The organism is Microvirga sp. VF16 (assembly GCF_016864375.1).
Lineage (GTDB): Bacteria > Pseudomonadota > Alphaproteobacteria > Rhizobiales > Beijerinckiaceae > Microvirga.
In genome coordinates, this window is the sequence record NZ_CP069359.1 from 348,147 (window position 1) to 371,571 (window position 23,425).

Genomic DNA, 23,425 nt, shown 5'->3' on the forward strand with positions numbered 1-23,425 from the left:
GAGCTTTGCATGGCAGTCACCTCTCGACCTCATCCACCGATCAACGTCCCGTCGTCCTCATCACCGGCGCAACCGGCAATCTGGGCCGCTCTCTTGGCAAGGTGTTCGGTCGCGATTACCGCACCGTTGGTCTCGACCGTGTCGCGGAAGGGGCCGACTTCCCGGTCATCCCAGTCGACTTCACCTCCGACGCGTCGATGCAATTGGCGTTCCGCAAATTCCGCGACATCTTCGGGTCACGCATCGCCAGTGTCATCCACCTTGTCGCTTATTTCGATTTTACGGGTGACGATCACCCTCTCTATCAATCCGTCACGGTCGAGGGCACCCGCCGCCTTCTGCGTACCCTGCAGGAGTTTGATGTCGAGCAGTTCGTCTATTCGAGCACGATGCTGGTGCATGCGCCGTGCCGTCCCGGCGAGCGGATCGACGAACGCCAGCCGATTGATCCGCGCTGGGCTTACCCCAAATCGAAAGCCGCAGCCGAGGAAGTGATCCGAGCGGAGCACAATAAGATCCCCTATGTCATTCTGAGGCTGGCCGGCGTCTATGACGAGCACACCACGGTGCCCACGATGGCGCAGCAAATCGCGAGCGTCTACGAGCGCAACTTCCAGAGCCACTTCTACTCCGGCAGCACGCTCGTTGGACAAGCCATGCTGCACCGGGCGGACATGCTCGATGCGTTCCGTCGTACCGTTGACTGTCGCGAAGCATTGCCGCCCCATACCGAGATTTTGATCGGTGAGGCCGATGCTGTTGGATATGAGGCGCTCCAGGACGAGCTCGGCCGGCTCCTCCACAGCGAAGACAACTGGCCGACGCTGCGTCTGCCAAAGATCGTGGCTGCTGCCGGGGTCTGGGCGCAGGATGAGCTGGAGCCGGTTATCCCGGACCTGATCGACGGAGGCAAGGAGCCGTTCATCAAGCCGTTCATGGTCGCCATGGCCGATGATCACTACGCTCTCGACGTCGGGCGTGCTCGCAAGCTCCTGGGATGGGAGCCCAGGCACCGGCTGAAGGATGAGCTGCCAAGGCTTGCCGATGCCCTTAAATCGGATCCAGCCGGATGGTACAAGGCGAACGGGGTCACACCCCCGGCCTGGCTGAGCGATGCGGCCGATCTGGGGGAAAACCCGGACGAGGTGAGCGCCCGGCACAGCGCGAAGATCGAATCCGAGCATCGTGCCAACCGCTGGGCGCACTTTGCCAATATCGGTCTTGGCACCTGGCTCATCACCCAGCCGGTGCTGATCGATGTTCCGGAGCCACTCCTGCGCTGGAGCGAAATCATTCTGGGCTGCGCCCTCGTCGTGTTCGCGGCGGCGGCCCTGTCCTGGCGGGCGCGGTGGGCCCGTTGGATCTGTGCGGGCATTGGCGCAGCCGTGATGGCGATGCCCTTCCTGTTCTCGACACAAAGTGCCGCCGCCTATCTCTCCGACACGCTTGTCGGCTTCCTGATCTTCGCCTTTGCTGTCGGAACGAAGCCCGAACCCGGGTCCTCAGCCGTCGCCGCACTCACCGGGCCAACCATGCCGCCCGACTGGAGCTACAACCCATCCAGTTGGGTGCAGCGCCTGCCGATCATCATCCTGGCGCTCGTTGGCCTCTACGTCTCACGCTACCTGGCAGCCTACCAGCTCGGTCACATCCCTGATGTCTGGGATCCTTTCTTCTCCGGTGCGCCTTCCGATCCCCAGAACGGAACCGAGGAGATCATCACCTCACCAGTCTCGACGGCATGGCCGGTGTCTGATGCGGCGCTGGGCGGTTACACCTACCTGCTGGAGATCCTCACCGGTTTGGTCGGCTCGCGATGCCGTTGGCGCACCATGCCCTGGTTGGTGATCCTCTTCGGCCTGATGATCGCGCCTCTGGGTGTCGTCTCGATTGTGTTCATCATCATCCAGCCGATCGTCATCGGCACCTGGAGCATCATCGCCCTGATCGGCGCCGCCGCGATCCTGGTCCAGATTCCCTATTCTCTCGATGAGATGATCGCGACGTTCCAGTTCATGCGCCGCCGGATGAAGAGGGGCCGGAACGCGCTCCGCGTGTTCCTCCTGGGCGACACCGATGACATGCAGGAGGCACAGGACACGGATTCGACTGCCGATGAGTTTGCCAGACCACCCGGCACCGTGATCAAGGATATGGTGAGCGGAGGTGTCAGCCTGCCATGGAACCTCGCCCTCTCGGGACTGGTCGGCTTGTCCCTGCTGTTCACACCCATCACGCTCGGGGCGGAAGGCAGCATGGCAAACTCCGATCATTTGATCGGCTCGCTTGTCCTGACCGTGATCTCGCTTGCTGCGGCAGAAGTCGCAAGGCCGTTACGATTCCTCAATATCCCGCTTGGGCTCGCGCTGTTCGCCACCCCGTTCATCTACGGGGCAAGCATGACGGCAACCATAGCCAGCGTCGCCTGCGGCGCCGCCCTTGTAGCACTCAGCATCCGCCGTGGCCCGATCCGGGAGAGGTATGGATCCTGGAGCCGGTTGGTGGTGTAGCAAAATGGTTGGCCCCGGGGCGCGGTTGCTTCTGCCGGGAACCTTTTGGGGTTGCCCCCATCCAATGGGGACGCGCGGGCCGCGGATGGATCCGGCGCGTCACCGGAGGATGTCATGAGAATTGCTTTCGCCACACTCGCCCTGGCTGCCGCCTTCAGCCTGCCGGCGCTAGGCGCCGACCAGGTCGAAAAGGCGCCGCCCACAGGCGCCTATAAGAAGGTGAGCGAACTTGTGAAGATACCCGACTTCCTGCCGGGGCTTGGTCAGCTCTACGTCGATCCGAAAACCCTGCCGGCCGGCCCGTTCCTGGCCTACGACCGCGACGGGCGTCTCGTCAGCACGGTCTACATGCTGCCCATTGAAGACCTTTCGAACAAGGACAAGCGCTTCGACGATCTTTCCGCGCCCGGCGGCAAGGTCGATCATGTCGACGTCTACTTCAACGCTGGGCATCCCGGTGTCGAGAAGCCCCATGCTCACGTGGTCCTGTGGCACGTTCCGAAGGCCGACGAGCAGCGGGTGGCCGCGAAGTGATGGTCTCGCGCAGACATATCCTGCGGATCGGCGGGGGACTCCTCGCCGGTCTCGCATGGCCCCGGCTCCCACTCGCCGCTGAGGCAGTCGAAATCCGGATGCAGGGCAATGCGGACGGCTCGCAGGTCTGGTTCAATCCGATTGGCCTTCGCATCAAGCCGGGTCAGACGATCCGCTGGGTCAACCTGGACCCGGGGAATTCCCATACCGCGACAGCCTACCATCCGAAGAACTTCGAGCGCCCGTTGCGTATCCCTGAGGGTGCCGAGCCCTGGAACTCGGACTACCTGCTGCCGAGCGAGAGCTTCTCGGTCACGGTCAAGGATGAAGGCGTCTACGATTTCTTCTGCGTCCCGCACGAGCATGCCGGCATGGTGGGGCGGATCATCGTCGGTCAACCGGACAGGTCTCCCGCTGCCGACCCGTCGGGGCAAGTGGCCGGCGGGGAGCCCATCCCCGAGATCGCCCTCCGGGCCTTCCCGTCCGTCGCCGAGATCATGCGCCGCGGCATCGTCAGGCCCGCATAGATGCCGCCTCCGCCAGCGGCGGGAACCGTTTGGACTCCCGCCGATCCAATGGTCAGCCACCGAGGCCCCTGACAGACCTAGATGAGGGCGCCATGATCCGCTCAGTTGCCTACGCGAAGGCGGTTCTCGCCGGCATGGCGGGAGCCATCGCCTGGGAGATCGTTGCCCGGCTGCTGATCTGGGCCGGCGTGCCGTTCTTTGACCTTGTCATGACGCTCGGGACTTTGGTCCTCCCCCATGCGCCGGCATGGGAGGCCTGGCTGGCCGGCATGCTGCTGCATCTGTTGGTCGGCGCGATCTGGGCTGTGTTCTACGCCTACTTCTTCTGGTCCGTCCTGCCGCTGCGCCCTGCCCTGCAGGGCTTGGTGTTCGCCTTCGTGCCGATGCCCCTGGCGATCTTCATCATGCATCCGCAGTTCGACCTCATGCATCCGCTCGTCCAAAGCGGCGAGATGCCCTCATCCGGCCTGTTCGGCTTGGGCGGCGGGGCGCACGAGCCGCTCTCCATCGCAGTTGGCCATCTGATCTGGGGCACCGTGCTGGGCCTGCTTTACACCCGGCCTGTCGGCTTGCCGGCAAACCGTTCCCTACGCCTGACCCGCCCGCCTGTCAGATCACATCCATCCTCCAATTTGGCTCCCGATCCGGTCGAGCACAGGTTCATGTTCGCCACCGGCATCGAGTGCAGCTACCCCACCCTGGAGGGCGGGCGGTGGCGCATGGACCAGATGGCGGCCTGCGGCCATTACCGCCATTGGCGCACCGACCTTCACCTCGTGCGGGATCTCGGCCTACGCTACCTGCGCTACGGCCCTCCCCTGCACCTGATCCATCGCGGCGCTGGCCTCTATGACTGGGCCTTCCTCGATGAGGTCGCCGCCGAGATGCAGCGGCTCGGCATCGTGCCGATCATGGACCTGTGCCATTTCGGCCTGCCGGACTGGCTACAAAACTTCCAGAACCCGGAGGTGCCGCAGGCGCTTGCTGACTATGCCCGGGCGTTTGTCCGACGCTATCCCTGGGTGCGGTTCTACACCCCCGTGAACGAGATGTACGTGTGCGCCAAGCTCAGTGCTCTCGAAGGGTTATGGAACGAGCAATGCCGGGACGAGCGCGCCTTCGTCACGGCTGTGCGCCATCTCGCCAAAGCCAACGTCCTGATGATGCAGGCGATAGCGGCCGAGCATCCCGATGCCGTGTTCGTCAACAGCGAGAGCGGCGAGTTCTATCAGCCCTGCTGTCCCGATCCCGAGATCCGCCGCATTGCGGCCTTCGAGAACGAGCGTCGCTTCCTGCCGCTGGATCTCCTATACGCGAGGCCCCTGCACGAGGACACGCGCGCCTATCTCCTCCAGCACGGCATGCCGGCGGAGGAATATGCCTGGTTCATGCAGCAGGATGTGCGAAGGCGGGCAATCCTCGGGGTCGACTACTACGAATGGAACGAGAAGCTCATTGACAGCAATGGCCATGCACAGGCGCTAGGCGAGCTGTTCGGCTGGTATGCCATTGCCGGTCAGTACTACCGCCGTTATCGGCGGCCGATGATGCACACCGAGACCAACCGCATGGACGCCCGCGACGGGCCGCGCTGGCTCTGGCGCCAGTGGCACAACGTACAATTCATCCGCCAGACAGGTGTGCCAGTTGTCGGCTTCACATGGTATTCACTGACCGATCAGGTCGACTGGGACATTGCGCTGCGGGAGCCGCTCGGCAACGTCAATCCTGTCGGCCTGTTCGACCTCAACCGCGATCCTCGAACCGTTGGCCTCGCCTACCAGCACCTCGTGCGGCGCTTCGGGGCCGACCTCAGCGAGGCGCCATCCATCGAGGCGGTGCTGGACGAAGCGTCGAAGGTCGCAGCACAAAAGGTGAGGCTCCATGCTTAGGATGCTGCAGGCCCACGGCCTCGATGCCGGTCCGACCCAACGGCCGCTTCTCGCAGGGGCCATCGCAGGCGTGTCGGCAGCGATCCCGGCCCTGTCGGTCCTGGCCGGCTTTCAGTCCCTGGATGCACCTGCCCGAGCTATCGGCACGTCCGCGGGGGCTGCCGGTCTCGTCTATGCCGGCCTGATGCTTCTCGGCGGGATCTTGTACGGCTGGCTGTTCCAGCGAGCGGCCAATGATCCTCGCGGAGGCTGGCTCTTCGGGATGGCGTTCGGTTTCGTCCTCTGGATGCTCGGGCCCGTCCCGCTGCTGCAATGGCTACCGGACCAGCCCATCCTGCGCGGCTATCCGGCCACCGGACTGCTGTTGGCTCAACTGCTCTGGGGTTTGGCAATGGGGGTGGTGTTCCCCCTCATCCACCGTCACCTCCACGTCAGCCTGGAGAACGGATCAGGCTCCGCATTCCAGTCTACCGGTCCGGAGGCGGTGGCCCCGACGCAGATGCTTCGGCCGCTCCCACCTTCCCAGCGCCCGCGCTGAGACGACCTGCCCATCCCGTCTTTGGCCCGGGAACCTTTGTCCGGATGTCCCATCTAATAGGCAGCAACAGGAGCTTGGCCATGCAGACGGCAACGGTCGCGGCAACACGGTTGGACGGGCTTGATGATGGGGCGCTGGTGGCGTTGGCCCGAAGCCGGGACGGGGCTGCGGTCCGGCTCATCATGCAGAGGCACAACCGTCGGCTCTTCCGGGTTGCCCGCGGCGTCCTGCACGATGATGCTGAGGCGGAGGACGTAGTTCAGGAGACCTACGTTCGCGCCTTCACCCATCTCGACGGCTTCCGCGGCGAGGCGCAGCTCTCGACCTGGCTCACCCGCATTGCGCTCAATGAGGCACTCGGACGACTCCGACGACGGCGCCTTACCGTTGGATTGAAGGACATCGATGCCATCAACGACCAAGGGGGAGCCCGCGTGATCTACCTGCCGTCGGCCCGCCAGGACAGCGATCCGGAAGCCGCCGCCACCCAAGCCGAGGTGCGGCGTCTGCTCGAACGCGCCGTGGACGAACTGCCCGAGCCCTTCCGCATCGTCTTTGTCCTCCGAGACATCGAGGAGATGAGCATCGCGGAGACCGCCGCCCACCTGTCCCTTCGCCCGGAGACAGTCAAGACAAGGCTCCACCGTGCCCGGCATCTCCTGCGTCAGTCCCTCGACCGGACCCTGTCCTCCGCCGTGAGTGATGTCTTCCCGTGCGCCGGCGCCCGCTGTGCCCGGATTACGGAGACCGTGTTGGAACGGCTCGGCTTGTCGGAGCTCTCTGAAGAATGACCGTGTCAAGGACAGAAGCATCACGGGCGTCGGACATTGGACGTCGCGACGATCCTTGCCGGCCCAAAGCCACCAATGGGTCGAGACACCTTTGGATGATGAGGGGCAAAATTACTGCGGAGCTTCCTGCTGAACGAGGAGAATGCCATGCGAGCCGAGAACCCTGTACGAGACCGCAATCCCCAAAGCACCGCACAGATTGCCGGACATCCGCTGCACCCTATGCTGATCCCGTTCCCAGTCGCCTTTCTCGTGGCCACCCTCGTGTGTGACCCGCTCTTCTGGAACACCGGCAACAGCGCTTGGAGCACGGCCTCGCTCTACCTCTTGGGCGCCGCGCTCGTCATGGCGGCCCTCGCAGCTGTTGCTGGTCTGACCGACTTCCTGGGTGACCGGCGCACCCGCGATCTGTCGGCGGCCTGGCACCACATGCTCGGCAATGTGGTTGTGGTCCTCCTCTCCTTTTGGAACTGGTATCGCCGCTACGAGGCCGGCGACGCCGCCGTGCTGCCCATGGGGCTTCTGATCTCGCTCGTCGTCGTTCTCCTCCTGCTCTACACTGGCTGGCGCGGGTGGGAGATGGTCTACCGCCACCGGGTCGCCGTCTCGGACCGGGGAGCCTGATCCAAATGCTCCACTCGGCGAGGACTTGATGGAGCCTGAAATGGATCTGACCCGGCTTGTGGCCGACGCCATTGTCCCCGCGGCCGCCGACGCGGTGGTGGCATCGGACCGCGAAGGGATCATCCGCGTGTGGAACCCAGCCGCAGAGCGGATCTTCGGTCATCGCGCCGACGAGGCGCTGGGGCAATCGCTCGACCTCATCATCCCGGAGCGCCTGCGCCCGCGCCACTGGGACGGCTTCCACCGCGTCATGGCAACCGGTCAGAGCCATTACGGCGCAGGCGACCTCCTGTCGGTGCCGGGCATCCGCAAGGACGGCCAACGCATCTCGCTGGAGTTCACCATCGTGCCGCTCAAGGACGAGCGGGGACAAATGCAGGGCCTCGCCGCGGTGATGCGGGACGTGACCAGCCGGTTCGAGGAGATCAGAGATTTGAAGAAAAAGCTGGCGGATGCAACCGCACCTCCGAGCCCCCACTGACCGGCATGGCAAACCCGTTCTACACCATCGGGCACTCCACCCGCACCATTGCGGAATTCGTGGACCTGCTCCGCGAGGCGCAAGTCGCTCTTGTGGTGGATGTTCGAACGGTTCCACGCTCCCGGGCGAACCCGCAGTTCAACCGTGATGTTCTGCCCGAGAGTCTTGCCGGCTACCAGATCGGGTATGAGCACATCGCCGAACTCGGCGGGCTGCGTGGCAAACAGCATCTGGTTCAGCCCTCACCCAATGCGTATTGGGAGAACACGAGCTTTCGTAACTATGCCGATTACGCCCTGACGGGCCGGTTTCGCGAGGGGCTCGACCGCCTGACCGACCTGGGCGGCCGGAGCGTCACGGCGATCATGTGCGCCGAGGCGGTGTGGTGGCGCTGCCATCGCCGGATCATCGCCGATTACCTGCTCGCCTCCGGCCATGCGGTGTTCCACGTCCTTGGTCCCGGCAAGATCGAGCCGGCGTCGGTCACGCCTGGAGCCCACCCGTCCGGCAACGGGATCCTCTATCCGGCTGCCGTATCCGGATGAGCCCGAGCCGTTGGATTTCCCATGCCCCATCCTATCTCTTGAGGAAACGTGGCCCATAGCTGGAGGAGATCATGAACCCGACCGAGTCCTACTGGTCCTATGAAGCCGTCCAAGCGCTGATTTCCCTGGTCAGGGAAGGGGCGCCCGCCTCGGTGATCAGCCTCAAGCTGAAGCGCTCGATCACAGAGGTCCGGGCCAAGATCAACGACCTTGGATTGACCCCGCTGGCCGAGGCCTGAACAGGCTGGAGGAGGCAAGGACTGGAACATCCAACATCGCCTTCTCAGCGGGCGTGAGGTGCCGGACCGCGCCCCTTGGCAGCTCCCCCAATTGCAGGCCGCCGACTTCGATCCGGACAAGGCGAAGCACGTCCGCTCCCACCGCACCGAGCAGGCGACGGATTTGGCGATTTTTACCTTCGCTGAGGACGACCTCAAGCCATGCGGTCCGGGGACCAGCACGGAGCACGCGGACTGATTTCGCGCCGAGACGCTCGCCGTCGAGCTCCATGCCTGCTTCAAGCCGTTCCAACATGTCCTCGCCCGGCAAGCAGTTAACCTGGACGTGATAGACCTTCTCGACATTCGACGCGGGATCCAGGACACGCTGGGCCCACCGAGTGTCGTTGGTCATGAGCAGCAGGCCCTCGCTCGCCTTGTCGAGCCGACCCACGGGCGCAACGAATGGGAGGTCGAGCCCTTCCAGGCAGTCGTAGACCGTTGCCCGCTCCTGTGGATCGTCGCGGGTCGTGACCAGGCCGCGCGGCTTGTTGAGGATCAGGTAGACCTTGCGCTCGGCCGCGACCGGCTGGCCATCGACGGTGATGCGAGCGCGTGCGGGATCGACACGGAGCGTCACGTTGCGGACAATCCGGCCGTCGACGCACACGCGTCCCTCGGTGATCAGGGTTTCGGCCTGCGTGCGCGAGCAGAACCCGAGCTTCGACAGGGCGCGTGGTAGACTGACCACAGCGCCGTTTTGACGCCGCGGGCTACCCGCGCCCCGCAATCGGGGCGGTGGTTTCATGATGGTGTCGACTCGGACGTCAGCTGGTGAAGAACTGCTGCGTGCCGTGGGCCTCGATGGCGCCCGCAAGCCGCGAGAGCGCGTGCACGTAGGCAGCGCTACGCAGGGGAATGCCTCTGTCCTGGGCAAGCGCCCAGATGGCGTCCCCTTCCCGCTCCATCATCGTCTTCAGCCGTGCATGCACGTCCTCGACGGGCCAGTAGTAGCCTTGCCGGTTCTGCACCCACTCGAAGTACGAAACGGTGACACCTCCCGCGTTCGCCAAAATGTCCGGCAGAACGACGATGTTCCTGGCGGCGAGGATTTTGTCGGCCTCGGGCGTGAGCGGGCCATTGGCGAGTTCGAGAACGACGCGAGCCTTTACACCGGGAGCATTGCCTTCATGGATCATGTCCTCCAGGGCGGCCGGGACGAGCAGTTCGCAGTCGACCGAAACGAGATCGTCGGCGGGAATGGTGGAGATGCCGTCAGTCCCGGCAAGGCTCGTGACGGATCCCTTCCTCTTGCCGACCATCAACTTCTGGATGTCGAGCCCGGAGGCGCAATGGATCGCCCCCTTCGAGTCCGAGACCGCCACGATGCTGTACCCATTGGCCGCCAACAGGCGCGCGATATGCTGGCCCGCATTGCCGAAGCCCTGGATCGCTACCCGTGCTCCCGACTCCAGCCCGAGCTTCAGGGCCAGGCGCTGAACCAGATAATAACCGCCGCGGGCGGTGGCATCGTCACGCCCCAGCGAGCCGCCAAGGGCAATGGGCTTGCCGGTGATCACCGCCGGCGTCGCCTCACCCACGATGGAGGCATACTCGTCGGCCATCCAGCCCATGACCATGGAATTGGTATAAACGTCCGGTGCCGGGATATCCCGGTCGGGCCCGACGATCTTGGAGAAGGCTTGGATGTAGGCGCGGGAAAGACGCTCCAGTTCGGCCTTCGACAGGGTGTGAGGATCGACCTGCACGGCGCCCTTGCCACCACCGTACGGCAGGTTCAAAACCGCGCACTTGAAGGTCATCCAGAAGGCAAGCGTTTCCACCTCCTCCATGGTCGAGTCCGGATGAAAGCGGATGCCGCCCTTGGTCGGGCCGCGGGTATCGTCGTAGCGGCAGCGCCAGGCCATGAAGGATTTGCGCGAGCCGTCATCCATGCGGATCATCAGACGGACCTTGGTGGTCTCACGCGGGTACTTCAATTTTTCGAGAACGTCCGCGTCGAGGTCGAGGTGCCGGGCTGCTTCGTCGAGGCGTGTCAGGGCCTGGTCCAGCATGGAGGCTGCATGCAATTGATCTCACTCCTGTGTGTTTGTTGACTCGATGCAGTTTGCCGCTGGGAAGCCTTCATGGCGGCTCCCGCTACGGAACGCAACATCGTGGTTAAGCGCTGCGTCGATTCTGAGCAGGCTGCGTCCTTTCGCTGTTCTTGCCGGTCGCCGATTCCCTTCGCATACGCGCCTGCAGTGCCAGCAACCTTGCATTCTGCCTTTTCAGACAGCCGATATCGCACGACGGCTTCGATACTGAAGCGAGCTGTCTCAGGTCCCAAAGATGACCCATAATGTGTATTCAACGAACCAAGCTCGGGCCGCGTTGGACTAGGCACCGTTCAGGGCGACCTTGAACTCGGCTTCCGTCTTGGCCTGGATCTCGTCCACGCTCACGCCGTCGGCGAGCTCGATCAGAGTCATGCCGGTGCCGCCCTTCTTGTCGATGGCAAACACGCCCAGATCGGTGATCACGAGATCGACCACCCCGGTGCCGGTGAGCGGCAGGTTGCACGCCGTCAGGAGCTTGGGATCCTCCGAGCCGTCCTTGGCCTTGGCCACATGCTCCATGACCACCACGACGCGCTTGACGCCCGCCACCAGATCCATGGCGCCGCCCATGCCCTTGACCATCTTGCCCGGGATCATCCAGTTGGCGAGATCGCCGTTCTCGGCCACCTGCATGGCGCCCAGGATCGACAGGTCGATATGGCCGCCGCGGATCATGCCGAAGGAATCGGAGCTGGAGAAATAGCTCGTCGTCGGCAGCTCGGTGATCGTCTGCTTGCCGGCATTGATCAGGTCCGCGTCCTCCTCGCCCTCATAGGGGAATGGGCCCATGCCGAGCATGCCGTTCTCCGACTGCAGCTGCACGCGCATGCCCTTCGGGATGTAGTTCGACACCAGCGTCGGAATGCCGATGCCGAGATTGACGTAGAAGCCGTCGCGCAGCTCCTTGGCCGCGCGGGCGGCCATCTGTTCGCGGGTCCAGGCCATCAGACTGTCTCCTCACGCTTGCGGGTCGTGCGTTGCTCGATGTGTTTGACCGGGTTTGGCACATGCACCATGCGCTTGACGAAGATGCCCGGCGTGTGGATGCCATCCGGGTCGATCTCACCGGCTTCGACCAGATGCTCGACCTCGGCGATGGTGAGGCGCGAAGCGGTCGCCATCATCGGGTTAAAGTTGCGCGCAGTCTTGCGGTAGACGAGGTTGCCTTCCCGATCGCCCTTCCAGGCATGGACGATGGAGATATCGGCGAACAGGCCGGTCTCCATGACGTATTGCTCGCCGTTGAACGCGCGCACCTCCTTGCCCTCGGCAATCAGCGTGCCGACGCCGGTCTTGGTGTAGAAGGCCGGGATGCCGGCGCCGCCGGCGCGGATGCGCTCGGCCAGCGTGCCCTGCGGGTTGAATTCCAGCTCCAGCTCGCCGGAGAGGTACTGCTGGGCGAACAGCTTATTCTCGCCCACGTAGGAGGAGATCATCTTGCGGATCTGGCGGGTCTCGAGCAGGCGGCCCAGCCCGATGCCATCCACGCCGGCATTGTTGGAGATGAAGGTCAAATCCTTCGCCCCCGAATCACGGATCGCCTCGATCAGCGTCTCCGGAATGCCGCACAGGCCGAAGCCGCCGGCCATGATGCTCATGCCATCCTTAACAGCCCCAGCCAGCGCGGAGTGCGCATCAACATATACCTTGTTCATGGGTGATCCTCTCCATGGATTCCTGCTTGACGCACAGGGTGACGATCAGCCGGCCAACAAACGAAAAGAGGGAAAATGAGACACCTTTAGGAAGTGACAAAGCCAATCCGCGATAAGTTTTCCCAGAGTCACAATATGGAGAACGGCGAGGTTGACGGTCTCACTCTGGCTACGAGAGCAGTGGGTCAGCCGCGGCCCACGCTATCGCCCTTTGCACAGCCATGGATCTAAAGCCCAAGCATCCGCGCCGCGTTCGACGACACCATCTTGCGGATCTGCTTGTCGTCGTAGCCGAGATCGATGCAAAGCCTGATGCCCCTGCGCAATCCCTCGAGTGGGGTGATCGTCCCAGTCTGGCCCAGATCCGAACACAGCACGGTCTGATCGACGCCGGCCGCGTCGATGTGCTTACGCAGGTCCTCGGCCGAGCATGTCTTGAATTTCGACCCCTCCACGAACATGCAGAGCGAGTGCTCGACAAAGGCGCCCATCGTGGCCATCCCCTTTACGTCATTCATGGAGGCGTCGACGATATCTTCAGGGTGGGTCAGCACGAACTTGGTCACGCCACGCCGCCTGGCCTCCTCAAAGACCAGCCACGTTTCGCTCACGTGAAGATGGCCGCTCGCCAGCACCATGTCATTCTTGGCAACGACATCCAGCACTTCCTTGACGTCATCCCGCACGGTCCCGGTGTTGTCGAGAACCGGGATGCCCACGGCCGGCCGCATTTTCTGGGTGGAGGCCGGGTGAACCCAATTCGACGTCTTTTCCCAGCGCAGGTGGTTCTCCGCCGCCAGGGTCGGCATCCACACGACCTTGCCACCCATCGCTGCTGTGTGCTCGACGGCGTAGGGGTTGAATCCTCCCACCACATTGTTCAGCACGATGCTGGGTAAAATCTTCGTACGCAGTTCAGGATGGTGCTTGGTGATGAGGGCAGCCGTCATGACGCCACTGTAATCATGATCCTTTGTCACGACGGCTGCGACGCCTGCGGCGGAGTACTGCTCGAGCAGCTCCAGGTGGTCGACGCCGCGGGGCGCAATCGACGGGCCACTGTGAACGTGCGGGTCGATCGCTCCCTGCAAGAGGTCGGCGATACGCTCGTCAATCGACTTGGTCATGATGATACCTTGCGTCATGGCTTTTCGGCTCCTTGATTGTGCGCCTTTCCGGGCTTCCGTCGAAGGCCGCTGGCGTTACGCGGCCGAGGCTGACGGGGTCGGCATCGGGTAGTCGTCGGCGTTCAGCACCCAGCCGGGCTTGGCGGAAAAGTCGAGCCGCGGCGGAGAGAAGATGTCGACCAACTGGTTGATCCCCGCGTCCATGCCGCGCGACGTGTGGATCGCCGGGGGCGGGATCACCGTCAGCGACGGCGAGGCGAGGATGGCATGCTCGTCCTCCCGCCATTGGTTCATGTTGGGGGTCCAGGGCCAGCGCAGGTGGTGGGTGAAGGTGCCTTGCAGCGCCAGCGAGCCCTGCTCGAAGTCGTCGTGGTGATGCGGGGACAACTTTGTCACGTCGCGCGGGCCCTGCTGCGGATCCAGCACGTTCACCATCAGCGTGGTGCAGCGGAAGATGCGACCGAAGCGGCCGGGCTCAGCCGGCACGTCCAGGCTGTAGGAGCGGATGCGATAGCCGTCAGGTGGCGCGGGCCACGCCTCGAAGGGCGGGATGTTGGCCCGCGGGTTGAGGTACGACGCCGCATTGGCGCATTTGGCCACAAGATCCGGCGAGCGTGTGGTGAACAGGCGCACGATCTCGCCACCTTGCGGCATAATGATCCGGCTTTCGCCTGGTGGCACGATGATCAGGGAATGACCGTTCACCGTCCTCGCCTCCGCGCCGGCGCTCACCTCGACCGTCGTTTCGGCGCGCGGGATCAGCGCCATGTATTCGTCAGGCTGGCTCGGGCGGCCGAGCACGGCACCCGGTTGGGCCAGGGTGTAGGCGACGATGAAGTTCTGGCCGCGCAGATACCAGGTCCGTTCCTGCGGCGTGCTCTCCTGCGGCGCCTCGTCATAGAACCTGCCATAGTCCGCCGCCGCGAATTCTCCCGGCAGCGCAATCGGCGGGGACGATGAACTGAGGCTGGCGCGTGGATCGGTTGGATCAAACATGTCGCTTTCTCCGTGTGTGGTGGCTCGCCGTGCCGGCGAGTGCCTTGTCCTGGTTCAGCTCAGGCCGCCAGGACCGCAAAATCGGTCAGCGCCTTGGCCGCCGCCTGACGCAGGAAACCCTGGTCGGAGGCGACGATGAAGGCGGTCACGCCCAGCGCCTGCAACGCAGCGGCGTCGGCGGTGCTGCCCGCCATGGCACAGATCGGCTTCCTCGCGGCCCGGGCCGCCTGGGTCACCCGTTCGATCGCCGCGCGCACCGCCGGCGCATCCATCGCATCGGCACCGAGGGCGACTGTCAGGTCGCCGCGTCCAAGAAAAATCCCATCGATCCCCTCGACGGCCACGATCGCGTCGATGCAGTCGAGGGCTTCCGGGTCTTCGATCATGGCAATGACTGTCGTCGCGGCGTCGGCGGCGTCGACATGGGGCCACATCGACAGGGCGCCGTAGCCTCCGGCGCGCGGCGAGTTGGAGAAACCGCGGCGGCCGCCGCGGTAACGGCATGCCTCCGCGATGTCTTTCGCCTTAGCCGGCGAGGAGACGTGGGGGACCAGCACTCCCGCTGCGCCGCTGTCCAACGCCGAGAGGATGTTGGCGGCCGTCGGCTGCGCCACGCGGACAAGCCCGGCGGTGCCCGCGGCACGGGCCGCCAGCAGTCCGACATCAATGGCGCTGCGGTCGAACGGGGCGTGCTCTTCGTCGATCACGACGAAGTCGAACCCGACGCCGCCGAGGATCTCGATCGAATGACAAGTGGGGGTCTTGATGAAAGTCCCGATCAGGTGCTCGCTGCCAAGCAGGCGGCGACGGAACGTGTCAGAGGCAGATATGGCCGGCGTCATCGGCTGTCTCATCCCATTGTTGTTTCGTTAAACGAAACGCCGTATTGAATACCGCAACAAATAGATTTAATATCGCCGGGAGTCAAGCCTTTCGTGCTTGACATCGGTCTCGTATCGGGTCCGCCCGTATGAACGTCGTGTTGAACAGAATGGAGATCGAAGATGCCGCGTATCAGCGGAGAGGCTACCGGAGACGGCGTGCAGGCGGTCGTGCTGGCGTTGCGGATCCTTGAATATCTGGCGGAGCAGGGCAAAGCGGTCGGCGTGACCGCATTGGCGCAGGCGCTGGGAACGACCAAGAGCCGCATCTACCGGCATCTGCGCACGCTGGTGCAGGAAGGTTACATCCAGCAATCGGCCGACACGGACCGCTATCGGGTGGGACCGCGGCTGTTGACCTTGGGGGTCTCGGTTGCTGAGAACTTCGATCTGACCAAGGCTGCCCAAGGCATCCTTCGCGAGTTGCGCGACACTCTGGGGATTTCCTGCGTCGTCTCGCAGGTGGAAGCGGCGGGCGTCAGGGTGCTGGCCACCATCCCCGGCAAATCGGCTTTCGAAATTGGCGTCAAGCCGGGGTCGCTGCTGCATTTCCACAGCTCCGCTCAAGGCAAGATCGCGCTTGCCTTTGGCAGCGACCAGTTGCGTGCCGCGGCCATCGGGCCGAATCTGGAAATGATGACGCCGGACACTGTGGTCGATCCGGAGGTGTTGCAGAGGGAAATCCAGCAGGTGCGGGCCCAGGGCTGGGCCGTTGCCCCGAACCAGGCCGTGACTGGCTTGAACGCGTTGGCGGCACCAGTCTTTGATGCGTCGGGAGATCTGATCGGCACAATCAGCGTCGTCGACTCGATCCAGTTCGTCCCTGAGCACCCCTCGGACGAGCAGATCCGCCGCATCGTTGCCGCCGGACAAGCCATCTCGCATGCGCTTGGCTATTCCGTTCACCGCTGACGCGACGCCAAGCCCGAACTGCACCGGCGCATGCGGCACGGATCACGTGACCGCGATCAGGGCATGCGCCAAGACCACGACGGCGACGGCCAGGGCGGCCCATCCCATCCACTCCGGCCAGGCCAGGGGCTGTTCGGGATGCGGCCGGGGATAGTTGTCCGGGATGGCTCCATAATTCGCAAGCTGGGCGAACCGCAGGTCGTCGAGCACGGGGAGGTTGCCGCGCGTCGCCAGGCTGCCCGCCCTGTCCGGCCGGCCGGGGGGCATGAAAAGCAAGGGCGGCTGTCCAGTGGCCCTCAGGCTTTTCGACCTGCCGCCACCCGGCCAGGCGCGGCAGGAATGGCCGTAGGGAGGATGGGTGGTTGTTGCTCTTATCATGGCTGAGGCTCTCAAATGAGGCAGCCAGCCGGAGGAGTCCGGCTGGCGCGATCGTTTGGGATGGTTCAGGCGGCGGCCACCGGCGCGGCCACAACGGTGGGACTGCGCAATGTGGGCAGGAGCAGCATCAGGACCGCGCCGACGAGCATGGCTGCGGCCATGGTGTAGAGCCCGTACTCGAGGTGACCGGTGGCCTGCTTGACCAAGCCCAGCGTGATCGGCGCGATGTAGCCGCCGAAGTTACCGACGGTCGCCATCAGGGCGATGCCGGCGGCGGCGGCGGCACCGGTAAGGATTATCCCCGGCAGCGCCCACATGACGGCCAACCCGGCCAGCGCCCCTGTCATGGCAAGCGACAGGCCGAGCAATGAGATGATGGGCTGCTGCGCGAAGACGCCACTCAACACGAGCCCGATGGCCCCCAGCACCCCGCAAGCCGCCGTGTGCCACTTGCGCTCCCCGGTGCGATCCGAGTGCTTGCCGATGAGGATCATGCCGACACAGGCCACGGCATAGGGAACGGCGGTGACAATGCCGTTCATCAGGAAGTCTTGGACACCGAGATCCCTGATGATCTGCGGCATCCAGAAGGACACGCCGTAGACGCCGGAGAGCAGCGCGAAGTTGGCGAACGCCAAGAGCCAGACGTTCACGTCTTTGATGGCATGACTGAACTTGTGCCCGACGCCGGCGGCAAGCTTGCGCTGGTTCTCCTCTTCCAGCTCGCCGACCACGAGCGCCTTTTCGCCCGCCGTCAGCCACTTCGCTTGAGCCGGACCGTCATCGAGATAGAGATAGCTCACGACTCCGAAGATGATCGCCGGCGTCCCTTCGAGCAGGAACAGCCACTGCCAACCGTGTAGGCCATAGAGGCCGGCGAACGTATTCATGATCCAGCCGGACAGCGGGCCGCCGATGATCCCGGACAGCGCAATGCCGAGGAAGAAGATGGCGCAGATCTGGGAACGCAATCGCGCCGGATACCAGTAGGTCAGATAGAGAATGATGCCGGGATAGAAGCCAGCCTCCGCGATGCCAAGCAGGAAGCGCATGCCATAGAACTGCCACGGCGTTTGGACGAACAGCATCGCGGTCGAGATGATGCCCCAGACCACCATGATGCGGGCGATCCAGAATTTTGCGCCGAAGCGCTGCAACAGCAGGTTGCTCGGAATCTCGCACAAGCAATAGCCGAGGAAGAAGATGCCAGCCCCAATCCCATAAGCGGCTTCGCTCAACCCGATATCAGCCGACATTTGCAATTTGGCAAAGCCGACATTGACGCGATCGAGGAAGGATATGATGTACAAAAGAAGCAAAAACGGCATCAGCCGCCAGGCGATCTTGTTGTAGACGCGCCATTGTTCTTTGTTATCGAAGTTACTGAGCGAGAGAAAACTCATGAATTCCTCCAATTTAACTAGGGCATACTGAATTACGATTGTTGCACTTCGAACACTGCCAATCTGTGATCTTCGACTGGCGAGAGCGCTCCTTTGAGTGCCTTTGACGCCCCTTGCCTGACCGCCGCGCGTCTCAGGTCGGCCCCGGATGTTTCGTCTAACAGAACATCGTCTTGTTATCCGAAACATTAATTTTGATTAATGTGCTTGTCAAGCGGGGACGGTTGCATGTCGGATCGATTGGTTTGGCAGAGGGGAACGGCCGCCAGGACGGCAGGCCTAGACCTGACGTGGAGGATGACATCACATGCGATCGTCGGGGTGGCCCTCGCGTTTACGAAAGGTGAACTGCCACCGGACGCCATTGACGGGACGATCGTGGGTCTCCTCTGCATGACAGGGATTGGAGCCTCCGATGCTGTTGAACTGACGGCCCGTCCACGCCCTGAACTGGGTCCGGAAACCGCCACATCCAAAGGAGCAATCCTCTGACGAGGGAGTGCTGATCTCGAGAAGCAGAGGCGAGAAATCAGCAAAAAGGTCCGGAGCGAGGCATGCGTCGCCTGCAAGCTTGCATTCGCGGGCAACGGGGCTATCTTGAAGGTGTCATGATCATGCTCGTGAAGAATCTCCGCCTCTTGGTGCACGGGGGCTGCCTCAAAGCAGGCGGGTAAGCCCGAGATCCGGCTGGACCGCTTAGGTCGCCGGGGCTCGGGGACATGAAGTCTTTCTCCATCCATCGTCGAACCGTCGCATGCGCTACCTGGCGCATATCGGTCGGTCGCGTCCGTTCATCCTGCGGGAGTGCGTCTGAGCCTCGTGCAGAATGACTGTTCCTGAGGAGATATTCATGGACACGCAGCACGAGCTCCCCCCGATCACCCTCGCGACCAACGACTATAACCGTCTGCTGTTCACCGTGATGATGCGGCAGAAGCATGATCCCCAAACACCTGACTTCCTGCTCGCCGAACTGCGTCGGGCAGAAGTTTGTCATCCGGCGGTGCTGCCGGAGGACGTCGTCTCCACGAACTGTCGCGTGATCTATCGCATCGACGACGATCCGAAATCGCGGGCGCACCTGCTCGTTCATCCCGAAGATCTGATCTGGACCGGCGCCGAGATCTCTGTGACGACACCACTGGGAACGGCGCTCCTCGGCCTGCGGATCGGCGATCGCATGTCGTTCGTTGAGAAAGAGGGACAGGTCCATGAGGTGTTCGTGGAAGGCATCGGCCTCCGGTTTCTGGACGATGGGCGGATGGTAACCCGCATCCCTGGTGGTATCACTTGGGCTTGAGGCAAGCAGAAGACATGATCATCAAGCAAGACATCCGTCCGCCCGTAACGATCTCGACGAGCGACTATGACCGGCTCGCGTTTCTCGCATCCTTCGGCCTGACCAGTCATCACGACCGCCCTGCGGCAACGATGCTTGCCGACGAGTTGATCCGTGCGACGGTCCTGACACCTCGCGCCATTCCGCCGTCCGTGGCCACGATGCACTCGCGTCTGGAGTTCCGCGATGACGTCACCTGGAATGTCCGGTGTGCCGCGCTGGTTTATCCCGATGAGGATGACGGGGAAGCCGATTGCGTCTCCGTGCTGTCGCCGGAAGGCGCGGCGCTGATCGGCCTCAGCGAGAGGCAATCGATCACGTGGCGGACGGAGAAGGAGTGGCGCAGCCTGACCCTACTCCGCGTCCTGTATCAGCCGCATGGACGCTTCGTCGAGCCATGGAGGGAACTGTCATGACGCCCCTTCAAGCAAAATCACCAAAACCGTCCCGTGCGTCCGATGAACTCCAATCCTTGCCGTTGATGTGCGGGCAGGCAGGAGGCGGATGCCTGCCGGACTGCGGTCCTGGGTCTGCCGGATCATGGATGGAGGACCTGAGATGATGAGCCAGGTACTTTCTTCCCTCGTGCTTATCCTGGCCTGTTTGCTGGTCTATCAAGTGGCCATTCGTTCAGGAACCCCACGGCACCCTGGCGATCGCAATACTCGGGAATGAACGATCGAGCGAGCCGACATCAGACCGGGCCGCTTCAGGACCACGGTGGCGTGTCAGGCATCCTCCGTACCCAGGCGCAGAATGGCCTTGAGGACAGCATCCCTGCTCGGGGATGTGGCGACGACCACCTGACGAAAACCCGCCGGCTGCAGCGCCTGCGCCACCTTGCGGCTGATCGCGACTGCCGTCATGCGGGCGCAGGCGTCCACGAGACCGGATGCAATGATGAGGCTGCAGAACACCGCCGCCGTCCGAGCCGATAGAAACACGGCGGCATGGATGCGGCTTTGAGCGATCCCGTGCATCGCTCCCGGGCTGAGGCGTTCCACCGCAACCGCCCGGTAAACGACCACCCGGTCGACTGCGAACCCGGCTGGGGCAAGGCCGGTGCCGAGGTCGAGCGCGATGTCGCGGCCGCTGAGATGAAGCAGCCGCCCCGCCTGTGGATCGGCGTGACGCTGGATATGGGCGATGAGGCTCACAGCGGTTCCACCGGCAGCCTGCACATTCGAGAATCCAGCGGCCTGGAGCGGCGCCGCCGTGGCCGGCCCGACGGCAAAGACGGGATAATCGCGACGGACACTCGGCACCCGAAGCAGTTCCCGCGATGCATTGGCGGAGGTGACGAGGAGCGCCGCCCTGCCCGCGAGGACGCCGGGATCCCAAGGGACCGGGACGATCCTCAACAGCGGTTCGCCAAGCCACTCGACGCCATGGGCTGAGAGAACCGCCCCGAGCTCCTCGGCTTGCCCCGCTGGGCGCGTGAGCAGAACCCGCATCAGGTCCACCTGTCGCCGGTGCCATCCGGGGGCGCGGTTCCAAGCGGCACGAAGGCGCCGGTCACCCGCGGCCCGACGGCTTCGACCTCGACACAGACATCCGGTGTTCCGGTTGAACCAATCAAGGGCATCCGGTGGCCGGCACGCAGCCCGAGAAGGGATAAGCCGGCCGGGGTCAGGACCGACAGTTCGGCCGGCGGCCACATGCCGTCGTCCGGGTGGATCAGCATGCGCTTGTCCGACGTGTCTTCACCGCCAATCCGGTATGTCACGAACGTATTCAGCGTCACGACATCGTCCGGGAGCTCATCCGCAGGGCATACGGTCGCCCGATGCAGTTCCTGCAGCAGCGGCGCAGCGAGCGGATGGCATTGCTCCGCCAATTCCCGTGCCGTCTGCATCAGGCGGCTATGGTCCCGGGCTGGCATCAGGATCGGGGGCAGCTTCAAAACGTCATTCATAGCGGCCCTCCGTCGTCAGCCGCCCCGAACTCTGGGCGTGGGGGATCGATTCACTCGTCGGGCGGTCGTCCGCGGCAAGCGGGCGACCCGATGGAAGGATGGCTGTCGCCGCAATCTCCACGATGGCAGCCGGCTCAACCAGTCCCGTGACTTCCACCAGCACCATTGCCGGATAATGGCGGCCCATGATCTCGCGGTAGACCAGACCGAGTTCCCGCAGCATGGCCCGGTACTGATCGATATCGAGTACGTACCAGGTCATCTGCGCGATGTGTTCAGGCGCCCCGCCCGCCTCAGCCAGGACTGTCCTGAGGTTCCGTAAGGCTTGGCGTGCCTGAGGAACAAGTCCAAGGGTCGTCACCCGTCCCGCATTGTCGGTGGCGATCTGCCCGCCGACGAACACGAAGGTGCCCGTGCCGGCCATCGCATGCGAATAGCCGCGTGGACACGGCCACTTGGGTGGATTGATCTCGCGCAGCGGGTTCGCCATCGATGGCGGAACGGTGGTCATGGTATCCTCCTGTCGGACTCCGCAACGAGGGCGGAGCCATGATGATCTGAAAAGCAGCCCGGCGATGTCCCCGGGACGGCGGCGCCTGACCGGCCACCGCCGCCCGCGGGGATCAGGATCCTGTTTTCAGGAAACCTACGGGCATTGGATCATCGCGCAGCGAGGCCGGCTCGAACGATGGAGCAAGCGTGAATGCCGCCCGGTGCACCTCGGGCGTGTAATAGCGCGTCTGGCCCTGCAATTGCTCAAACCTCTCGCGAAGGACCTTGACCGGCGGACGCAATGCATCGCGGGACTCGCCGGCAGCGACCAGCGCCAGCATGCCGCCGGCGTAGGTCGGGACAGGAGCCAAGTAGGGCCGTACCCCGGCAAAGGATGCAGCCAGGCGCCCGCACACCGTCTCCAGTTCCTTCGGCTGGAAGAACGGAGCCCCACTCTGGACCACAATCATCCCGCCGGGACGAAGGCGGGTTCGGCAAGCCCGGTAGAAGGCCGCCGTAAACAACGGCTCCCCCGGTCCGATCGGGTCCGTCGAGTCGATGATGATGACATCGAACTTCTCTTGGGTTTCCGCGATGTAACGTGTGCCGTCCATCACCAGCACGTTGGCTCGCGGGTCGGCAAAGGCCCCATCCGAGACCTTGGGCAGGTATCGCCGTGACAGGTCGATCACCTCGCCGTCGAGTTCGACCAGGGTGACCCGCTCGACGGGATGCTTCAGCACCTCCTTCAGCGTACCGCCGTCGCCACCACCGATGATGAGCACATGCCGCGCGGAGCCGTGGGCCGCCATTGGCACATGTGCGATCATCTCGTGGTAGATGTGGTTATCAAGCTCCGTCAGCTGCACGACGCCGTCAAGCACCAGCACCTTGCCAAAGATCGCGTTCTCGAAGATCAGCACGTCCTGGAACTCGGTCCGCCAATGATAGAGCGTGGTATCGATGGAGAGCCTCTGGGCGTGATGCTCATAGAGCTTTTCATGAAACCACGTCATAGGATCACTCCCCGCTTGTGCTCGGCGAGCGTGACCAGCCCTGGCCGGAACACGCCCCGGAGCACCTCGATGGCCTTGTGCGGTTGCGCGGCGCCACACATGAAGACGTCGACGGCCGCGTAGGAGATCTCGGGCCAGGTGTGGATGGAGATGTGGCTCTCGGAAAGGACCGCGACGCCGGAGATGCCGCCGTTCGGCGTGAAATGGTGCAGATCGATGTTGAGCAGCGTCGCGCCGGCGCGGGCGGCGGCGTCCCGCAGCGCCTGCTCGACGATTTGCAGGTCGTCCAGGTTCGTCGCGTGCCAGAGATCGACGATCACGTGCGTTCCGGCAAACAGCATGCCGTCGCGCTTGATGAAATGGTCGAGGCGACCATCGTTGGCCGGCGCATGGTTTGGGGGGAGGATTGCGAGAGGTGTTGTCCGGTCAGCGTGACGGGGACGGCCCTCGAAGCCATGCGCGGCCGGGCGCATGGCGGGGGTGGCAATCACGCTGAGGCGGCTGGTTTCGGCCATTCAGTTCTCCGTTGGC

Annotated in this window: 28 protein-coding genes; 14 read left to right on the plus strand and 14 right to left on the minus strand. The window is 63.7% G+C overall.

Translation table 11 applies throughout. The features are described 5' to 3' along the window. Positions 1-5: 5 nt before the first annotated feature. From JO965_RS47015 to JO965_RS47060, 10 genes are all read left to right on the plus strand, one after another. Entirely contained in the window at positions 6-2,510 is a 2,505-nt protein-coding gene (locus tag JO965_RS47015; protein ID WP_203448111.1) for a vitamin K epoxide reductase family protein, read from the plus strand. A 114-nt stretch (positions 2,511-2,624) separates the two neighbouring features. After that, positions 2,625-3,044, plus strand: coding sequence for a DUF5602 domain-containing protein (locus tag JO965_RS47020; protein ID WP_203448113.1), 420 nt, complete (start codon positions 2,625-2,627; stop codon positions 3,042-3,044). Continuing rightward, on the plus strand, positions 3,044-3,571 hold the full coding sequence (locus JO965_RS47025) for a plastocyanin/azurin family copper-binding protein (protein ID WP_203448114.1): 528 nt from the start codon (positions 3,044-3,046) through the stop codon (positions 3,569-3,571). The genes JO965_RS47020 and JO965_RS47025 overlap by 1 nt, the downstream gene beginning before the upstream one ends. 92 nt (positions 3,572-3,663) lie before the next feature. Continuing rightward, positions 3,664-5,463 (plus strand): family 1 glycosylhydrolase, encoded by a 1,800-nt coding sequence (locus JO965_RS47030; protein WP_246777352.1) that lies wholly within the window; start codon positions 3,664-3,666, stop codon positions 5,461-5,463. Next, positions 5,456-6,001: a hypothetical protein gene (locus JO965_RS47035; protein ID WP_203448116.1), complete on the plus strand. Its 546-nt coding sequence runs from the start codon at positions 5,456-5,458 to the stop codon at positions 5,999-6,001. The genes JO965_RS47030 and JO965_RS47035 overlap by 8 nt, the downstream gene beginning before the upstream one ends. A gap of 80 nt (positions 6,002-6,081) precedes the next feature. Then, positions 6,082-6,792, plus strand: coding sequence for an RNA polymerase sigma factor (locus tag JO965_RS47040; protein WP_203448118.1), 711 nt, complete (start codon positions 6,082-6,084; stop codon positions 6,790-6,792). A 147-nt stretch (positions 6,793-6,939) separates the two neighbouring features. Then, positions 6,940-7,416 (plus strand): DUF2231 domain-containing protein, encoded by a 477-nt coding sequence (locus JO965_RS47045; RefSeq protein ID WP_203448120.1) that lies wholly within the window; start codon positions 6,940-6,942, stop codon positions 7,414-7,416. A gap of 40 nt (positions 7,417-7,456) precedes the next feature. Then, positions 7,457-7,897, plus strand: coding sequence for a PAS domain S-box protein (locus JO965_RS47050; protein WP_203448121.1), 441 nt, complete (start codon positions 7,457-7,459; stop codon positions 7,895-7,897). Between the two features lie 5 nt (positions 7,898-7,902). After that, a complete protein-coding gene (locus JO965_RS47055; RefSeq protein WP_203448123.1) occupies positions 7,903-8,442 on the plus strand; it encodes a DUF488 family protein in 540 nt (179 codons plus the stop codon). Between the two features lie 71 nt (positions 8,443-8,513). Further along, positions 8,514-8,681: a hypothetical protein gene (locus tag JO965_RS47060; protein WP_203448125.1), complete on the plus strand. Its 168-nt coding sequence runs from the start codon at positions 8,514-8,516 to the stop codon at positions 8,679-8,681. Here the strand turns inward: JO965_RS47060 and JO965_RS47065 are convergent. The 7 genes from JO965_RS47065 to JO965_RS47095 form a co-directional block, all read right to left on the minus strand. Beyond that, positions 8,644-9,468, minus strand: coding sequence for a pseudouridine synthase (locus JO965_RS47065; RefSeq protein WP_203448127.1), 825 nt, complete (start codon positions 9,466-9,468; stop codon positions 8,644-8,646). The genes JO965_RS47060 and JO965_RS47065 overlap by 38 nt on opposite strands. Positions 9,469-9,487: 19 nt before the next feature. Further along, positions 9,488-10,735: a Glu/Leu/Phe/Val dehydrogenase gene (locus JO965_RS47070; protein WP_203448476.1), complete on the minus strand. Its 1,248-nt coding sequence runs from the start codon at positions 10,733-10,735 to the stop codon at positions 9,488-9,490. Positions 10,736-11,059: 324 nt separating this feature from the next. Then, complete coding sequence (locus tag JO965_RS47075; protein WP_203448129.1) at positions 11,060-11,725, minus strand: 3-oxoacid CoA-transferase subunit B; 666 nt, start codon at positions 11,723-11,725, stop codon at positions 11,060-11,062. Continuing rightward, a complete protein-coding gene (locus tag JO965_RS47080; RefSeq protein WP_203448130.1) occupies positions 11,725-12,435 on the minus strand; it encodes a CoA transferase subunit A in 711 nt (236 codons plus the stop codon). Before JO965_RS47080 ends, JO965_RS47075 begins: the two co-directional genes overlap by 1 nt. 227 nt (positions 12,436-12,662) lie before the next feature. Continuing rightward, a complete protein-coding gene (locus JO965_RS47085; protein WP_246777353.1) occupies positions 12,663-13,580 on the minus strand; it encodes a DUF6282 family protein in 918 nt (305 codons plus the stop codon). Between the two features lie 57 nt (positions 13,581-13,637). Further along, entirely contained in the window at positions 13,638-14,558 is a 921-nt protein-coding gene (locus JO965_RS47090; RefSeq protein ID WP_203448131.1) for a hypothetical protein, read from the minus strand. A 59-nt stretch (positions 14,559-14,617) separates the two neighbouring features. Continuing rightward, the gene (locus JO965_RS47095) at positions 14,618-15,400 is read right to left on the minus strand and encodes an HpcH/HpaI aldolase/citrate lyase family protein (protein ID WP_203448132.1); all 783 of its coding nucleotides are present in this window, start codon (positions 15,398-15,400) and stop codon (positions 14,618-14,620) included. A gap of 162 nt (positions 15,401-15,562) precedes the next feature. Between JO965_RS47095 and JO965_RS47100 the strand changes: the two genes are divergently transcribed. Then, positions 15,563-16,351: an IclR family transcriptional regulator gene (locus JO965_RS47100; RefSeq protein ID WP_203448133.1), complete on the plus strand. Its 789-nt coding sequence runs from the start codon at positions 15,563-15,565 to the stop codon at positions 16,349-16,351. Positions 16,352-16,393: 42 nt separating this feature from the next. Here the strand turns inward: JO965_RS47100 and JO965_RS47105 are convergent, their stop codons facing one another. Further along, positions 16,394-16,627, minus strand: a complete 234-nt coding sequence (locus tag JO965_RS47105) for a hypothetical protein (protein WP_203448134.1) — start codon at positions 16,625-16,627, stop codon at positions 16,394-16,396. A 167-nt stretch (positions 16,628-16,794) separates the two neighbouring features. Then, positions 16,795-18,132, minus strand: a complete 1,338-nt coding sequence (locus JO965_RS47110; RefSeq protein ID WP_203448135.1) for an MFS transporter — start codon at positions 18,130-18,132, stop codon at positions 16,795-16,797. A gap of 297 nt (positions 18,133-18,429) precedes the next feature. On the opposite strand from JO965_RS47110, the gene JO965_RS47115 reads away from it, so the two are divergent. The 3 genes from JO965_RS47115 (at position 18,430) to JO965_RS47125 (ending at position 19,887) form a co-directional block, all read left to right on the plus strand. Next, on the plus strand, positions 18,430-18,624 hold the full coding sequence (locus JO965_RS47115; RefSeq protein WP_203448136.1) for a hypothetical protein: 195 nt from the start codon (positions 18,430-18,432) through the stop codon (positions 18,622-18,624). A 358-nt stretch (positions 18,625-18,982) separates the two neighbouring features. Next, the gene (locus JO965_RS47120; protein WP_203448137.1) at positions 18,983-19,432 is read left to right on the plus strand and encodes a GreA/GreB family elongation factor; all 450 of its coding nucleotides are present in this window, start codon (positions 18,983-18,985) and stop codon (positions 19,430-19,432) included. Between the two features lie 14 nt (positions 19,433-19,446). Then, a complete protein-coding gene (locus tag JO965_RS47125; RefSeq protein WP_246777354.1) occupies positions 19,447-19,887 on the plus strand; it encodes a GreA/GreB family elongation factor in 441 nt (146 codons plus the stop codon). A gap of 312 nt (positions 19,888-20,199) precedes the next feature. On the opposite strand, the gene JO965_RS47130 is transcribed toward JO965_RS47125, so the two are convergent. The 5 genes from JO965_RS47130 to speD form a co-directional block, all read right to left on the minus strand. Continuing rightward, the gene (locus JO965_RS47130; RefSeq protein WP_203448138.1) at positions 20,200-20,925 is read right to left on the minus strand and encodes a uroporphyrinogen-III synthase; all 726 of its coding nucleotides are present in this window, start codon (positions 20,923-20,925) and stop codon (positions 20,200-20,202) included. After that, positions 20,925-21,386: a transcription elongation factor gene (locus JO965_RS47135; protein WP_203448140.1), complete on the minus strand. Its 462-nt coding sequence runs from the start codon at positions 21,384-21,386 to the stop codon at positions 20,925-20,927. The genes JO965_RS47130 and JO965_RS47135 overlap by 1 nt, the downstream gene beginning before the upstream one ends. Continuing rightward, complete coding sequence (locus JO965_RS47140; RefSeq protein WP_203448142.1) at positions 21,379-21,897, minus strand: RidA family protein; 519 nt, start codon at positions 21,895-21,897, stop codon at positions 21,379-21,381. Before JO965_RS47140 ends, JO965_RS47135 begins: the two co-directional genes overlap by 8 nt. Positions 21,898-22,009: 112 nt before the next feature. Further along, positions 22,010-22,894 carry a polyamine aminopropyltransferase gene (gene speE, locus JO965_RS47145; protein ID WP_203448144.1) on the minus strand — a complete coding sequence of 295 codons (885 nt, stop codon included), beginning with the start codon at positions 22,892-22,894 and terminating at the stop codon, positions 22,010-22,012. Next, the gene (gene speD, locus JO965_RS47150) at positions 22,891-23,409 is read right to left on the minus strand and encodes an adenosylmethionine decarboxylase (RefSeq protein ID WP_203448146.1); all 519 of its coding nucleotides are present in this window, start codon (positions 23,407-23,409) and stop codon (positions 22,891-22,893) included. The genes speE and speD overlap by 4 nt, the downstream gene beginning before the upstream one ends. Positions 23,410-23,425: the final 16 nt, after the last annotated feature.